At 66.2% G+C, this 14,448-nt stretch carries 12 protein-coding genes and 1 CRISPR repeat array; of the genes, 7 read left to right on the top strand and 5 right to left on the bottom strand.

Annotated features, from left to right (window positions below; translation table 11 throughout):
* The 4 genes from E1285_RS47440 to E1285_RS20090 all read right to left on the bottom strand — a co-directional run.
* Positions 1–843 (bottom strand): ThiF family adenylyltransferase (locus E1285_RS47440; RefSeq protein ID WP_132154275.1); only part of this gene is annotated, 843 nt, incomplete at its 3' end.
* Entirely contained in the window at positions 840–1,364 is a 525-nt protein-coding gene (locus tag E1285_RS47435) for a hypothetical protein (protein WP_132154273.1), read from the bottom strand. The genes E1285_RS47435 and E1285_RS47440, both read right to left, overlap by 4 nt.
* The gene (locus tag E1285_RS20095; protein ID WP_132154271.1) at positions 1,364–1,825 is read right to left on the bottom strand and encodes an E2/UBC family protein; all 462 of its coding nucleotides are present in this window, start codon (positions 1,823–1,825) and stop codon (positions 1,364–1,366) included. The genes E1285_RS47435 and E1285_RS20095 overlap by 1 nt, the downstream gene beginning before the upstream one ends.
* A 42-nt stretch (positions 1,826–1,867) precedes the next feature.
* The gene (locus tag E1285_RS20090; protein ID WP_132154269.1) at positions 1,868–2,932 is read right to left on the bottom strand and encodes an SAVED domain-containing protein; all 1,065 of its coding nucleotides are present in this window, start codon (positions 2,930–2,932) and stop codon (positions 1,868–1,870) included.
* Positions 2,933–3,112: 180 nt separating this feature from the next.
* Between E1285_RS20090 and E1285_RS20085 the strand changes: the two genes are divergently transcribed.
* The gene (locus tag E1285_RS20085; protein WP_132154267.1) at positions 3,113–5,263 is read left to right on the top strand and encodes a TIGR03986 family CRISPR-associated RAMP protein; all 2,151 of its coding nucleotides are present in this window, start codon (positions 3,113–3,115) and stop codon (positions 5,261–5,263) included.
* A gap of 721 nt (positions 5,264–5,984) precedes the next feature.
* On the opposite strand, the gene E1285_RS20080 is transcribed toward E1285_RS20085, so the two are convergent.
* Entirely contained in the window at positions 5,985–6,167 is a 183-nt protein-coding gene (locus tag E1285_RS20080) for a hypothetical protein (RefSeq protein ID WP_132154265.1), read from the bottom strand.
* A 77-nt stretch (positions 6,168–6,244) separates the two neighbouring features.
* Positions 6,245–6,874: direct repeats of the CRISPR family, unit length 30 nt; unit sequence GTTGCGAACCCTCGCAGGGGCGATGAGGAC.
* Between the two features lie 893 nt (positions 6,875–7,767).
* Between E1285_RS20080 and E1285_RS20075 the strand changes: the two genes are divergently transcribed.
* The 6 genes from E1285_RS20075 to E1285_RS20050 all read left to right on the top strand — a co-directional run bounded on the left by E1285_RS20075 (position 7,768) and on the right by E1285_RS20050 (position 14,447).
* On the top strand, positions 7,768–8,268 hold the full coding sequence (locus tag E1285_RS20075) for a CRISPR-associated endoribonuclease Cas6 (protein WP_243722923.1): 501 nt from the start codon (positions 7,768–7,770) through the stop codon (positions 8,266–8,268).
* Positions 8,269–8,320: 52 nt separating this feature from the next.
* Entirely contained in the window at positions 8,321–9,748 is a 1,428-nt protein-coding gene (locus E1285_RS20070) for a hypothetical protein (RefSeq protein ID WP_132154263.1), read from the top strand.
* Complete coding sequence (gene cas7i / locus E1285_RS20065) at positions 9,745–10,800, top strand: type I-B CRISPR-associated protein Cas7/Cst2/DevR (protein WP_132154261.1); 1,056 nt, start codon at positions 9,745–9,747, stop codon at positions 10,798–10,800. The genes E1285_RS20070 and cas7i overlap by 4 nt, the downstream gene beginning before the upstream one ends.
* Positions 10,801–10,876: 76 nt before the next feature.
* Positions 10,877–11,530: a CRISPR-associated protein Cas5 gene (locus E1285_RS20060; protein WP_132154259.1), complete on the top strand. Its 654-nt coding sequence runs from the start codon at positions 10,877–10,879 to the stop codon at positions 11,528–11,530.
* A 14-nt stretch (positions 11,531–11,544) separates the two neighbouring features.
* Positions 11,545–13,953: a CRISPR-associated helicase Cas3' gene (cas3, locus tag E1285_RS20055; protein WP_165966678.1), complete on the top strand. Its 2,409-nt coding sequence runs from the start codon at positions 11,545–11,547 to the stop codon at positions 13,951–13,953.
* Positions 13,950–14,447: a CRISPR-associated protein Cas4 gene (locus E1285_RS20050; protein ID WP_132154255.1), complete on the top strand. Its 498-nt coding sequence runs from the start codon at positions 13,950–13,952 to the stop codon at positions 14,445–14,447. Before cas3 ends, E1285_RS20050 begins: the two co-directional genes overlap by 4 nt.
* Position 14,448 lies beyond the last annotated feature (1 nt).

Below are 14,448 nucleotides of genomic sequence, written 5' to 3'. Positions count from 1 at the left end.
AGCGTCGCCTTCGCTGCGGGGTGAGTCGGGGCCGCAGGCGGGGCAGTCGGGCTGCCTGTCGGCGTCGATGGGGGTGAGGCCGGGGCCGGCCAGGTCGATAAGGGTGTACGGGCGTGGAGGATGCCAGCCGGTAAGGAGATTGAGGGCATCGCCGAGCGCGATGCCCGCGATGACCTGGTTGAGGAAGATCACGCTGGGTGTCGGCTCGTCGGGAGCGTCGCGAAGGTAGCCGACGCTGCGTTTGGCGGTGGTAAGGACTGGGTCGAGTTCCATCGACGCGACCGCCGGGTTGTACCCGGACAGGCAGAGCAGGCACGGACCGCCGGGCATCACGGTCGCGACGTGTCCGGATACGTCGAGTGGGCCGGTTGGGCTCGCGGTGATCTCGGCGCCGGTGTCGATGTAGGGGCGGGCGTATTGCACGGCGAGCGCGTTGAGCGCCCAGCGCGGGGCGTGCCCGTCGACCGCGCCGAAAAGCAGGTCGGCGCAGCGCAGCGACAGCCACACGTCGGTGTCCAGGATGCTGTCCTGCACGGCGTGCACGGGGATGTCCGGATCGATGTGGCCGACGGCGCGTGCTGCGACCTCGGCCTTGGTGGCACCGTCCTGCGCATCGGCGGCTGTGGCGCCGACCAGGCGGTTGAGGTTGGTCGGTTCGACCCGGTCGGGATCCACGACGAGCAGGCGTCCGATACCGAGGTGGGCCAGTCCTTGGACGAGAAGTGAGCCGATCCCGCCGGCGCCGACGACGGCTGCGGTGGTGCTGCCCAGCCGGCATTGCCCGTCCTCGCCGAACGCGCGGACTTGGCGGTCGTGTCTGTTGGTGTCGCGGGTGATGGTCACGGGGTGCACAGTGGGACCTCGCTCAGCGTGTGGTCCAGCAGGACGCAGGCGTCCAGCGGCGCGAGCCGGTGCGGGTGCGGGCACCAGGCACCCGCCAGCCCGCCTGGGCCGAGGACGAGTGAGGCGGCGATGGCCGGCGGGTCGTCGGGCATCGTCTCGGTGAACTCGGTGTGGGTGACGCGCATGTTGTGTTCGTCGTGGCCGGAGAACCAGACCGGCCCGGCGCCGAACGGGTGCGTGTGCACGTCCACCATCGACATCCCGGTCTCGTAGCAGGCGCGCAGTACCTGCCGGGTGAACTCGGGGTCGACTTCGATGCGGACCGGTGACTGCATGTGCAGCGCTGCGTCCGGGACGAGGAGGGCCTGCCGGACGAGCAGGTCCGTCGTGTGGCGGCCCCACGGGTCGGTCCAGCTGCTCGCGCGGGCCAGCAGGTAGGCCATCCGCTCGGATGAGGACGCCAGGAGGTGCTGGGCGGCCGGGCCCCACACACGGGCGGGCAGGCGAAGGACGCAGCGCATCAGTCCGCTGTTCCGAGGTAGGTGCGGATCGCTTCCACGAAGGTGATCAGGGAGTCCTGGCCGGCTCGCCAGCGGCGTTCCGGGTCTTCGAGGCAATACCAGTGGTAGCCCAGGTCGGCGTAGGGGTTGTGGTAATCGCGGAAGTAGTGGCCCGGTGTGACGAGCTGTCCGCCTTTGCGGCGCTGCAGTTTCGCGCTGAGGTAGAACCCGTCGGGCGCGCACTCGGGATAGGCGGCCGGTGGAACGATCAGGACGTTCGCGCGGTCGGGAACCCAGCCGGTGGGCAGCCGGAAGCCGCCGATGAACACGTACGACTCGTCGTCGGCGATCCGCAGGTCGGAGTAGGCCGCCGCGAGCGTTGCCGTCTCCATCCGCAGCCGCGCAGTACGGCGGGTGACGGTCTGGGCCTTGGAGTGCCGGGCGTGGTGGGTGAAGGTAAGCCCTGATGGACGAACCGACAACACCAGCACCCGGAGGGACCATGCGCGGGAACGACAGATGCCCTACACCAAAGGCTCGTAGGTGCTGGATGCGTCGTCGAAAGTGTAGGTCGTCCAGCGGCTCGGCTGGTTGTTCGCGAGTCGTGCGCCCACGGCCAACGAGATGGCCACGGGGCCGTTCAAAAACGCCGAGTAACGGCCTGTGCGTGCGGTGTCGGACAGGCCGGCGTCCGCCCATGCGCGGCAGATCTGCTCCACGCATGCGGTGAACGTCTCGCGATTTTCCAACAGGAACTCTTCCGGGGCCCGGATCAGCAGCAGGTTCCCGAACCCGAACTGCCTGCACGCCTGCCGGACCGGTGCGGTGAAGCGTGCGCCGTGGCCCTGGACGTCGAGCGCCAGTGCAGTCACGGCCGGATCGCCGTCGTCGAAGGTCTCGAGGCCCTCGACCACCAGAGGCGGTGGCGCGGACGATGCCGCCGTCGCGGTGTTGCGCAGGACCGTCGCGGGGAAGAACAAGCCTTGGGACCGCTGCCGCACTGCATGGACGACGATCTCCGACCCGTGGGTGTGCCCGAGCCGCGCCCCGAACCGGAACGCGGCGGGCAACGGCATGGTCGGGACCAGGTCGACCCGGTTGGCCTCGCCCGTTAGCCGTCGTGCCGTGGTCACCGCCGCGGAGGTTTCGTCTGCGAGGGCGTCGACCGCCGCCGCAGTCCATGGAGGCTCGCCGAACCACATGTGCGCCTTTAGGACGAACGTGCAGTGCTCTCGGCTGTAGGTCTCGGCCGCCTCATCGCGTTCGACGGCTTTCACTGCGTTGCGCGGGTCGCCGGCGGTGACCACGACTCCGACCCGTGCCCCGCTGCCGCGGCGACGCTCCAGCCCAACCCCGACCGCGATCAACGCGATGCCCACGACGAAACCGAGCACGAACCACCACCGGCCGTCCGGGTCGGATGTCGCGAACGACTTGACGCTCTCGACAAAGAACCCGGTGCCGGCGCCGCTCCCGACGGCGATCCAGCCCCGCCCGTCAGTGATGATCCTTTTCGCTTTGGACGGACCACCGGTACCGGCGCCGACCACCGAGAGCCGGGGAACGTTCGGCGTGCTGTCGGGGGCCATGCTCGTCCTCTCCGCCTGAAATTGCCCCGCACTGGGGCCGAGCCAAGGTACCGATGGACGAAGCGGTGCCGCCCGGCCTCATGTGGACAGTGCGCCGTGTCGGCTCTAGAGGGTTGGTTGGCTCGGTACTCGTCCATCGGATACTTCAGAGAACCGGCCCCGGAACGAGGACGTCACCGCATGCCGCGCGAGCCCTTCCTGAACCCCTACACATTCGTCCCCGCCTTCCCACGCGACGGGCTGCCGGACCCACTGGCCGACGCCCCGCCCACCGGTCACGACCGCCTCCACCCGGGTCGCTGGACGGGGACGATCAAGGTAAAGCTGACCGTCCGCACGCCGCTGCTGCTGCTGGATACCGCCCGCGCCTCCGTCGCGGAATCCGGCATCGAAGAGCACATGACGTATCCGGTGCTCACGCGGGACGGCCGACCGCACCTGCCCGCGACAACGGTCAAAGGCATGCTGCGGTCGGCGTACGAGGCGGTGACCGGCTCCCGGTTCGGCGTCTTCGCTGGCCACGACGAGCCGGTCGGCTGGCGCCGCATAGCCGACGACGCCCGCATCTTGAATGACGACAACGGCATGCACGCGGTCCGCATCACCTCGGTCGAGGAGGACGCCGACAAGGTTGAAATCGAGTTCTACGAAGTGGCACGGCTGCCCGCCTACACGGTGCCGCCCGCCACCTACCCGTCGCAGGAACCACCCCAGCATGGAGACCACGTGCGTGCGCGGCTGTACAAGCCGCAGATGAAGAACCGCCAGGGGAAATACTTCCGAGGCCCCTGGACCGTCAGCGAGGTGGCTCCCTTCGACGCAGGCCCGCTCCGGCCGGCAGGGCCAGACGAGAGGGTAGTCGAGGGAATCGCCTGCGTGACGGGACGAAACGCGGTCGGCAAAACGCATGAGCGACTCTTCGTCAGCACCAAGGCGCCCAGGCGCATGACGCTGACCGGCGAGTGCACGAGGTGGCGAGCCCTGATGAAGAGCTACCTCGATCAGCACGAGCACGAGATACCGCAGCGCAAGGACGGCAAGAAGCCAGACGAATGGAGGAAGGAAACGATCGGCGAGATCGCGCTGAGCCCCCACATCCACGACAAGGACCGCTCGCGGCTGGAGATGGGGACGCTCTGCTGGGCCAAGCTGGAGCAGGGCGAGGTCGTCGGCCTCTATCCGGTGATGATCCCTCGTGATGTCGGCGGCGTCCCCGCGGACATGCTCCCGCGCAGCCTGCGCCCGGCGCCCTCCATGGGTGAGTTGTCTCCCGCCGACCGCGTGTTCGGATGGGTCGCGTCCGACGGCGCGGGCAACCGTCCGGCCGCTTATCGGGGGCAGCTGCGTATCAAGGACGTCAGCTGCGGGCCCGGAGCCGGCGTGAGGGAGTTCCCTGGCGACGGCCTGCCGCTGTCGATCCTCGGCGAGCCCAAACCGGCCCAAGGCCGCTTCTACCTGTCGGAGTCTCAGGACGAGCCCGACGTCCCACTCCGCGACCGCATGCAGAAGAAGGAGATCTACAACGGCGAAGGGCATGGACTCCGAGGACGCAAGGTCTACTGGCACCACCGCCTCGTCGCAGACGAGAAGGCGTACTGGAAACTGCCCAAGGGGCCTGAGGACCCGACTCAGCGACCTGTCAACGGCAAGGGTTTCCGCGAGTACCGGCGGCCCAGAGAGGCCCGCAAGAGCGACGACTCGAACCCCGTACTGAGCAAGGACGGCCAAGCCTTCGCCACCACCACGGATCAACGAGACAACCAGAACCGCTCCGTCCAGGGCTGGGTCGAACGCGGGACCGTGTTCACGCTCACCGTCGAAGTCCAAAACCTGGACGACATCGAACTTGGCGCGCTGCTGTGGCTGCTGGACCTACCCGAGCACTACTTCCACCGCATCGGCCTGGGTAAGCCGCTGGGCTTCGGCAGCGTCCGGCTCGACCTTGACCCGTCCGGCACGTCCCTGCACCGGAGCGAAGTGTGGCAGGCGTACTACCGGGACCTTTCGGGAAGCCTGCCCGCCCCGAACCCGGAGGACTGGGAAGGCCTCCGCGCAGACTTCGAGGAACTGACCCGGGATATTCCACAACTACACAAAGCCCAGAAAGCGTTCCTCGAAGCGGCCGGCGGGCTCGACCTTCCCGTACGCTACCCCCGCACCCGCCCTAAGACGATGGCCCCCGGCGAAGCCACCCCACCCGACCCTCGCGGCCTGTCCTACGAATGGTTCACTCAGAATGAAAAGATGAAAAGGGATGAGGTCATCCAGGGGCGCTCCCTCCCAGCGCCAAGCGAGGCCGGAAACGACCCTCTGGACACCTACCACGCATGAAGATCACTGAACCGTCAACTCCTTCACCGGGATCTCGTAAATGTTCAGGAGGGCTTGGCGGGTGATGCGGTCGCACATGGCCGGTAATCCACGACTCTGGGGTGTGCCGCCCCGCAGCAATCGCGCAGGTGTAGCGGGCCTGGTGTCACCGCTCGCGAAAGCGCCGCTGGTGCCGTCAGCCTGGAGCCGACCTCACGGATGAACACAGCCGGTGTGACGCCGTCCGCCCCCGCCATGCCGCTGCCCGCGGGCCGCCCGCGAACCAGGCCCCGGTCGCTGGCCAGCCGCTCAACCAGTCGTGCCCGTGGCCTTGTCTCCTCGTTTGTCCTCATGCCCACAACCGATGGATGAACGGCCCCAGGGCCTTTTATGGAATTGTGAGGAGGTTGGCGCACACTCCAAAACCTGCCCTCACCAGCGCAAACACCATCGGGAAGATCATCTTGAGGGTCTCTTTAAGATCGCATACGAGGAGGTTGGCGCATGATCTTGCAAACCCGCAGGTCAGACCCCCATAATCTGAGGTACTGTCGCAGCGCTCAACAAAACCGCATCGGATTGAAACGTTAGCGCCCAGAGCAGCCGCTCCACCAATGACAGTCGCAGCGCTCAACAAAACCGCATCGGATTGAAACTGAGTCCCCGGGGTCCTTGGGCTTGAGGCAGTCCGGTCGCAGCGCTCAACAAAAACCGCATCGGATTGACGCTGGCGGTGCCTATTTCAGATAACGCCGGTTGCGGCGCTCGACAGTTGCCATCGCGCAGGCGCAACTTGGGCACCATGACGCAACGCGCGTGCGTGTGGCCGGGCTGCGCGCTGTACAGCAAATGCGACATGCAGACGCATGGTCGGGATCAGGTCGACCCGGACGGCGTTGGATGTCAGTTGTTCTGCCATCGCCATGGCTTCGATCGTGCGGTTGCCGGGGACCTCGATGTCGTCTTTTCAAGACCCTCCGCGGCTACGAAGGCGCCCCCGAGGTGGCGAACCCTCGCAGGGGCGATGAGGACGTTCAGCAGGGTGCGGCCCGGCAGATGGCGGTGACCAAGTTGCGAACCCTCGCAGGGGCGATGAGGACCACGTGCGGTCCCGCGCTGGGGGTGCGTCTCAGGTTGCGAACCCTCGCAGGGGCGATGAGGACACGGGCACCTACGCCGCGGGGCTCGCACTGCTGGCCCGGTTGCGAACCCTCGCAGGGGCGATGAGGACTCGACGTACTGCTTGGTGGCGGCGTCGGCGGCCAGGTTGCGAACCCTCGCAGGGGCGATGAGGACCGTTCAACAACACGCACGTCACGATCAGCCACGTCGCGTTGCGAACCCTCGCAGGGGCGATGAGGACCGCGGGACCTACCGGTTCCTGTCCGGCCGCCCGCTGTAGTTGCGAACCCTCGCAGGGGCGATGAGGACAGGTCTACCACCTGACCGCCACGGCGTTCCACGTGCCGTTGCGAACCCTCGCAGGGGCGATGAGGACGAGAGCCGGCGCTGCTGGGGCTCCTGGCAGCCAACGTGTTGCGAACCCTCGCAGGGGCGATGAGGACACCCGAACAAGACCTACCGGGTCCAGTTGCCGCACTGGTTGCGAACCCTCGCAGGGGCGATGAGGACCCCACGGTAAAGCGCCAGGTGGGCAGATGGAAGAACAGCTGCCGGAGGCGGAATCTGCAGTGATCCCCCGGTCGTGCTGTCGGCCCCGGCGTGTCGCTGAAACCGCTTGATCAACTTCGCTGGAGGCTCGGGTGACCGAGACGCTGCATGACCGCGGTCAGCGCTCTCCCGCGGTCCCGCAACATCTAACACCTTCGCCGGTGTCGGAGGCCTCGCATCCCCCGCCTTCGCCGTACGTCGTGGCGTCGTGTTGCGAACCCTCGCAGGAGCGATGAGGACATGAGTTGACGCTCGGACAGCCAGGCGGGGTGACCGCGTTGCGAACCCCTCGTAGGGGCGATGAGAGCGAGTCTGTGGACGCGTCCACCAAGAAACTCAACCAGTTGCGACCCCCTGCGGGCGGCGCCCTGGCGGGGCGATCTTGTTGGTCAGCATAGCTCCGCGTAAGGCCGAGGCCACATCCGGACAAGCGCTTCGTGGTTAAGTTTATTGAGATTTCGACACGTGGACGTTGATGATGCGTACTGTCTGACGCCCGGACGGATGGAGAGCCAGGCGAGGTTCACGCTCCCAGGTGGGGCTGACAAGTCCGTCCATCAGTTCTGATCGAGTGCGGTGCCTTAGCTGGCACCGATGGACGAGGAAGGACGGATGCGGTGCGGTTGCGGGTGACTTTCCATACGGGTGCGCGTGAGCTGCCGTGGGACGACGTGTTGGCTCCTGGGCGAGCTCTGTCCTACGCGCTCCTGGAGCGGGGCGCTCCCGAACTGGGGCAGGTGCTTCACAAGTCGGGGTGGGGGCCGCACGCCTTGGTCCCATTCGGCTACGGAGCGCCCATTTTTCCGGCGGCGAAGCGGCGCCGTGGCGTCTACACCACTGATGGCCCAGGGATCGTGGAATTCGGAAGTCCGCTGTATGCAGTAGCGGAGGGGTGGGCGGCCGCGCTGGCATCGACTCCGGTGCTGGCGTGGGGAGCGACCGCGTTCATAGTCGACAAAATCGAGCCGTTGGAGGCTCCGACGTTCTCTTCGGGGAAGGCCGTGTTCCGGACGGTGACGCCAGTGGTGATGAAGAGCTCGGGCCGTGCTGGGTCCGGGGACCGCGCGACCCGGCAGGCGTGGTGTCTCCCTGGTGAGCCGGAGTGGGATGTCTATATGCAGGGCAACCTGCGGCGCAAAGCGGTGACGCTGGGGCTGGATCCGGAGGTGGCGCTGGAGAACGTCGGGTGGGTCGGGCCGAAGCGCTCATTCGCGGTCGGGAGCGGGGTTAAAGGCAAGAAGCCCGGCGCCTGTGTCGAGGTCATGGTGTCCGGTGAGCCGGAAACGCTCTCGGCCCTCCACTCATGGGGGCTGGGGCAGGCCAACAGCACAGGCATGGGCTGGATCGGTGGCTGATTCCATTCCGGGCCCCCCGCCCCTTGGGCAGGCGCGGCGAGACGGCACCTGGATGGGCGACACCGACGATTCCGCCGACCCTCGGTCCGTGGTGTTGACGGCGAGTCCATTGCAGCGTGTGGGCGCGTTCGCGCTGGCCGCCCTCGCCGACGTGGAAGCTCCACGAGACGTTACGGGCGAGACCCTCGTCGACGTCGTCCAATTGTTGACCCGTCACCTCCTGGAGACGGCCCATGTCGCGAAGGCCGCTGATCATGGCGGCTTCTGGCTCGGCGCCAGCTACCTGCTCTGGCCCAACTCGAAGCTGAATCCGACCGCGCGCGGTAAGCAGTCTCCCTCGGAGCGGGAGAAGTTGATCTGTGAATGGCGGGCTTGGCCGGATCATGCCGACTGGCCGGGGGTACCGTGCGCCTATTGCGGACGTTCGGCCTGTGACTGGTACGGGAAGGTCGATATCCCGCTTGGTGCGAGCGTCGCGCATCGCAACACCACGGCGCCGGGCCATGAGGGCACGCCGTTGTGCTTTCCGTGTGTGGCCAGCCTGTGGGCCTTCCCCTATGGGGCGTCATTGTCGGGTGGCAGGGCGGCGCTGATGCATTCTTGGGACGACAATTTCCTGGCGAAGATGACCAGCGCCACCGTCGACCAGACCTTGCAGCAGGCCGCCGCCGGGGCCTCCAAGGGAGCTAAGCCCGGACCGTACGCGCGTGAGTTGTGGGTCCTGCGTGCGGTGCGCGCCTATAGCCGGCGGATCACCTCCGGTGTGGAGTTGATCGTGTTGTCCAACTCCAACAAGGAGCAGCTACTCGCCACCCAGGAGTTGAGCCAGCCGGTGGCGGAATGGCTACGGTCCACCAACAAGATCCCTGACCGCCGCACCGGATACCCGGCCCTTGCCGCGACCCAGGAGACCAAGCAGGTTCCTGGGGAGGCGTTCCTGGCCAAGCGGGCGTTCACGCGTCCCGCCCAGGTCATGGACTTCGCGATCGGCCACGTCCTCGGCCAGATCTCCGCGGCGGTTCTCATCCCTGCCGAGACGACGGTGCTGGCCCCGCTCTTGTACTCCTACTGCCGTGAGGTACTGACCATGGACGACAAGGACGTCGAACGGATCAAGGAACTGGCGGGGCGGCTGGCCGCGCTGCTGGGGCAGGACAGCCGTCCGGGGCCGTTCCGCGACTTCATCCGCGCGAACAGCAAGGGCGGGAACCTGTACGGCTGGTTCCGTTCCAAGGGCGTGGACTGGCTGCTGTTCCCACGCCCCAACGACACTGCGCCGGTGCTGCTTCCGGTCCAGGATTATCGGCTGCTGTTCGAGGACGAGCGGTCCTGGTCCTGGCGGCGGCTGCTGGTCTTCGCGGTGCTGGAGGCTTTGGCCGAGACGGGTTGGGAGCCCAAGGGCTCGCAGGAAGAACTCCAAGAGATCAAGGAACTGGCAGACGCCGTCGGCGGCGGCCAGGAGGAAGGGGCGGAACAGTGACGTTCCTGGTGGGACAGCAGATTCTGGAGATCAAGGCCGGTGCGCCGAACAACGGCCGCGGCGAGGACAACCGCGGCATGGTCAAGCAGTTCGCCGTGGGCCGGGGGGACAAGTACCCGTACGTGTCCGCGCAGGCGAGCCGCCGGTGGTTGCGCGACAGCCTGCCGGCGGGCGAGCCGACCTCGCCGGTGATCCGCAGCGGTGAGGGCAAGAAGCAGCAGGCCTACACCCAGGGCCGTCCCGACCTGTATCTGGACGATGACCTGTTCGGCTACATGATCGCGGTCAAGGCGGACGAGGCGGGGGCGAAGAAGGGCGAGTCGAAGACGTTCATGCGTGACACGGTGCTTGCGACCGGCACCCTGGTCTCGGTCGTACCCAGTAAGCCGGTCATGGATTTCGGCACGATGAGCCGAGACTTCGAGCCCGGAACCCATCCCGTCATCCACGAGCACGAGATGTACACCGCGGATCTGGCCGGCGACCTCCTGTTGGACCTGCCGCGCGCCGGCACTTTCGAGACAGGAGGCAGGACTACCAAGGCGGCGCTGCCCCCGCGTCTGGCGGACGAGGTGGTGGACAAGGGCGGCAGCGAGATCGTGCTGCGCGGCGTGCAGTGCGTGCAGTTGCCGGTCGATGAGCGGCGCCGCCGGGTGGCGGTGCTCTTGCGGACGATGGCCATGGTCAAAGGCGGCGCCAAGCAGTCGGCCCACTACGGTGACCGCACGCCCGGCCTAGTGGTCCTGGCGCCGCTCAAGGGCGGGACCAACCCGTTCACCCGGGTCGTCCGCGAGCGCGAGAAGGCGACGTACTTCGACGCCGACGTGCTGCGTGAGGAGATCGGGGCATGGTTGGACGAGTTGGACGGGCCTGTCCGGATCGGATGGGCGCCCGGTTTCCTCGGAAGCCAGCGCGACCGGGCGGTCAGCGACCTCGCCGACCTGGTCCAAGACGAGAAGCTCATCCTCGGCCACCCGCGGACGGTGCTGAATACCCTGGCCGGCGAGATCGAGGCTGGTGACCACGACTCCTGGTTCGACGACCCGGAGTAACAACGACCGCAGCAATTGATCGGCCCTTCGAGGGTTCGCCGTTCGCACCGCGCCGCCCGTCGCTGAGGAGCACACCATGCCCCAGGCTTTGGAACTGATCGTCACCGCCCCGGTGGTCAGTTTCCGGAATCCTCTCTACGACGGGTTGCAGGTTGGACTTCCATGTCCACCGCCGTCCACCGTCGGCGGACTGCTGGCCGCCGCAGCAGGAGGCTGGGACAAGGTTCCCGAGCACACGCGCTTCGCCATGACTTTCCGCGCCGCTGGCAAAGGCAACGATCTTGAGACGTACCACCCTCTAGCCGGCCCTGGCACCCCGACCAACGCCACTATCAAGGACCGCGAGTTCCTGGCCCACGTGACGCTGACGGTATGGCTCACTGAAGACATCGACCTATGGTCCCGGGCGTTCCGCCGTCCGGTCTGGCCATTGCGGCTCGGCCGTAGCCAGGACCTGGTCTCCACCACCGTCCGCGCCGTCGAGTTGACGACCTCCCGTGGCAGTCAGGGGTGGGCTGTTGTCCCGTTCGACCTATCAGAGGCGGTCGGTACGGCGATGCGTCTGACGACCGTCATCTCTGATGACCGCGCGCGCTTCAAATGGGACAGCTACCGCTACGCCTCGTCCGGTACTCGCACCGAAATCGATACCGGCCTGGCCACCGAGCACGGGCAGGCCATCGCGTTCCTCCCGCCCGTCCATCCGAACCTCTTGGCCACCGTCACCTGAACTCGGAGCCAGCCGTGAAGAAGCTGCGCGCGAAAAGCTCCACCAAGCCGGGGATACCCGGTGAACTACTAACCAGCCACCTGCTCAACACCCTGGAAGCGGTCCGTCTGATCCGTGCACGGATCGGTGACATTCCCGGCACGCCGAGCGGCTTCTGGACCTGGGCAGCGCTTGCTGCGCTCCTGCACGACACGGGAAAACTGCCGGACGGCTTCCAGCGAATGATCGGCAACACCGCCGAAAAGCCGGCCCCTTGGGGCGAACGACACGAAGTGCTTTCCCTCGGATTCGTTCATCTGCTGCTGGCGGACCTGCCCGACGACCAGCGCGGATGGGTCGCTGCTGCGGTCGCGGGACATCACCGCTCGTTCACGTCTGGCCCTGAACCGCCACCCAAGCTGCCCCTGCTCACGCAATATGGCGACGACCAGCCTGAAGACTTCGCCGACAGGTTCACTCCTGCCGACCAAGAACACCTCACCGACCTCATGGGATGGTTGCACGCCACCGGCCAACGGCATCGGTTACCGCTCACCGAGCGTGTACCCCCCGCAGACATCCGGCAACTGACAGACGCTGCCCATCGGCTGTTCCAGGACGTCATGGACCGTTGGGAATGGTCACTCCCGCCCGACGACGACAGCGGGAGAACCGCCGTCCTGCTGCTCGGCGCCGTCACCATGGCTGATCACCTCTCCTCCGCGCACTCCCCACTGGACACCAGACACCCGCTGGACGGAACCTATCCCGCCCGGCTGGCGGAACGACTCGCCTCACAAGGCCACACGCTCCGGCCGCAACAACGCCAAGCCGCAGAGACCACCGGAAACCTCCTGCTCCGGTCATGGACCGGGAGCGGCAAAACCGAAGCCGTCCTCCTCTGGGCGGAAGCTCAAATGGACGACCTCTCCGTCCGCAGCAACGGCACTCCACGCGTCTTCTATTTGCTGCCCTACCTGGCCAGCATCAACGCGATGACCGGCCGTCTCAGCCAAGAACTGAACGCACCCGATCGGATCGGTGTCGCACACTCCAAGGCGGCCTCGTATCATCTCGCACAGTCCCTCGCCGATGGCTGCCCCGGCGACGACACGGACACCGTCGACGCCGCGTCAAAGGCGCATTCCCGTGCGGAGGCAACCAAGAACTTCCGAGAACTGTTGCGCGTCGGCACCCCGTACCAGCTCCTTCGCGGAGCCCTCGCTGGTCCCGTGCATTCCAGCATCCTGACCGACAGCGCCAACTCGGTCTTCATCCTGGACGAACTGCACGCCTACGACGCTCGCCGACTCGGCATGATTCTCGCGATCATCAGCTTCTGGCGCGGCCTCGGCGGACGCACCGCCGTACTCTCGGCAACCCTCCCCACTGCCTTGGCGGACCTGGTGAACGAGACACTCGGCGGACAAACTTCCCTGGTCGAGCCACCGCCGGAGAGCCAGGCGCCGATCCGCCACCGGATCCACATCAGCCAAGCCCATCTCACCGAAGATGCCTCCCTCAACGAGATACGCGAACGACTGGCCGACGGCCAGTCCGTCCTGGTCATCGCCAACAACGTCCGCGACGCGATCACACTTTTCGAGACCCTGCAGCCCTACTGCGTCGAACTCCACGGCGAAGACTCCGCGCATCTACTGCACGCGCGGTACCGCCGTATGGACCGGACCGCGATAGAAGTCGCCCTCCAAGAACGCTTCGCCAGCGGCGGACCCCGTCTGCCGGGCCTGCTGGTCGGAACCCAAGCGCTCGAAGTCTCCCTCGACCTGGATCTCGACGCTTGCCATACCTCAGCGGCGGATCTAGAAGCCCTCGTCCAGCGCTTCGGCAGAGTCAACAGATTGGGCGTCCTCGCCCCCGCTCCGGTCACCGTTCACCAACCCGCGTACAAGCGTCGGCGCGGCGGCGGGGACGACCTGTGGGCCGACGGTGTCTACGAGGCCGAACCCACACGGCACGGCTGGGACATCCTCACCCGCCACGATGGGCAGACCATCAACGAACAAGTCGTCACCGGATGGCTTGACGAGATCTACACCAGCCCGTGGGGCTGCAAATGGGCACAAAGAGTCAACGAACACCGACAGCAATTCGAACGCGCCTTCCTGGAATTCTCCCTACCCTTTGACGACCGCTCCTGCCTTGCTAAAGAATTCGATGATCAGTTCGACGGAATCGAAGCGATACTCGCGGAGGACCGTGACCAATATAAAGTCGCCCTAGAGCGGGGAACCAGCAAGACGACCGGACGCTTGTACGCCGATCAGTACCTCACCCCCCTGCCAGCATGGGGTGCCGGGCTCGGTACTTACGACAAACTACTGAAAGTCCGCATCATCAATGCCGAATATGACCCGCGCCTTGGATTGCAGGCCATCCACCGTGGCACGCAACAGATCTATCAAGCTGGTGAGATAATATGATCGATGCCGACGATGTAGGCGGCGTCCATGTCAAATATCTTTACCATTGTCACCGCCAACTGTGGCTGTACCTTCGTGGAGTTCGTCCGGAGCACATGAGTAGCCTCGTGCAGTTCGGTGAAGCCGTACACGAAACGTCGTACACTCGAAGCACTCCTATCGACTTGGGTGCTGCAAAACTCGACTTCGTCGACGGCCAGCATTGGGTCCACGAAGTGAAGTCTTCAACGAGGCCGACTCCCGCAGACGAAGCCCAGGGTCGCCACTATTGCTTTCGCCTCGAAGAGATCGGCATCGACGCAAAAGGCGCGATCCTGCACTACCCCAAGACTCGCCGGACCCATCGCCACCCCTACACAACCGATGCTGCTCGCCAAGCCCAAACCGACATCCAAGATGTCCTCGCTATCGTCGCAGCCTCTGTCTCTCCCGACCGGCTCGCACGTTCCGCTTGCCGAGGATGCAGCTTCACCGACTACTGCTGGACGGAATGAC

It is taken from the genome of Actinomadura sp. 7K507 (genome assembly GCF_004348425.1).
Classification (GTDB): domain Bacteria; phylum Actinomycetota; class Actinomycetes; order Streptosporangiales; family Streptosporangiaceae; genus Spirillospora.
Note: the sequence above shows the minus strand (reverse complement) of the source record. Positions and strands in the feature narration are given on the sequence as shown.

Bases quoted from the DNA above. Each gene is read 5' to 3' on its own strand.
- E1285_RS47435 (WP_132154273.1), bottom strand. From the start codon at position 1,364: ATGCGCTGCGTCCTTCGCCTGCCCGCCCGTGTGTGGGGCCCGGCCGCC.
- E1285_RS20090 (WP_132154269.1), bottom strand. From the start codon at position 2,932: ATGGCCCCCGACAGCACGCCGAACGTTCCCCGGCTCTCGGTGGTCGGC.
- E1285_RS20085 (WP_132154267.1), top strand. From the start codon at position 3,113: ATGCCGCGCGAGCCCTTCCTGAACCCCTACACATTCGTCCCCGCCTTC.
- E1285_RS20080 (WP_132154265.1), bottom strand. From the start codon at position 6,167: ATGGCGATGGCAGAACAACTGACATCCAACGCCGTCCGGGTCGACCTG.
- E1285_RS20070 (WP_132154263.1), top strand. From the start codon at position 8,321: ATGGGCGACACCGACGATTCCGCCGACCCTCGGTCCGTGGTGTTGACG.
- E1285_RS20060 (WP_132154259.1), top strand. From the start codon at position 10,877: ATGCCCCAGGCTTTGGAACTGATCGTCACCGCCCCGGTGGTCAGTTTC.
- E1285_RS20050 (WP_132154255.1), top strand. From the start codon at position 13,950: ATGATCGATGCCGACGATGTAGGCGGCGTCCATGTCAAATATCTTTAC.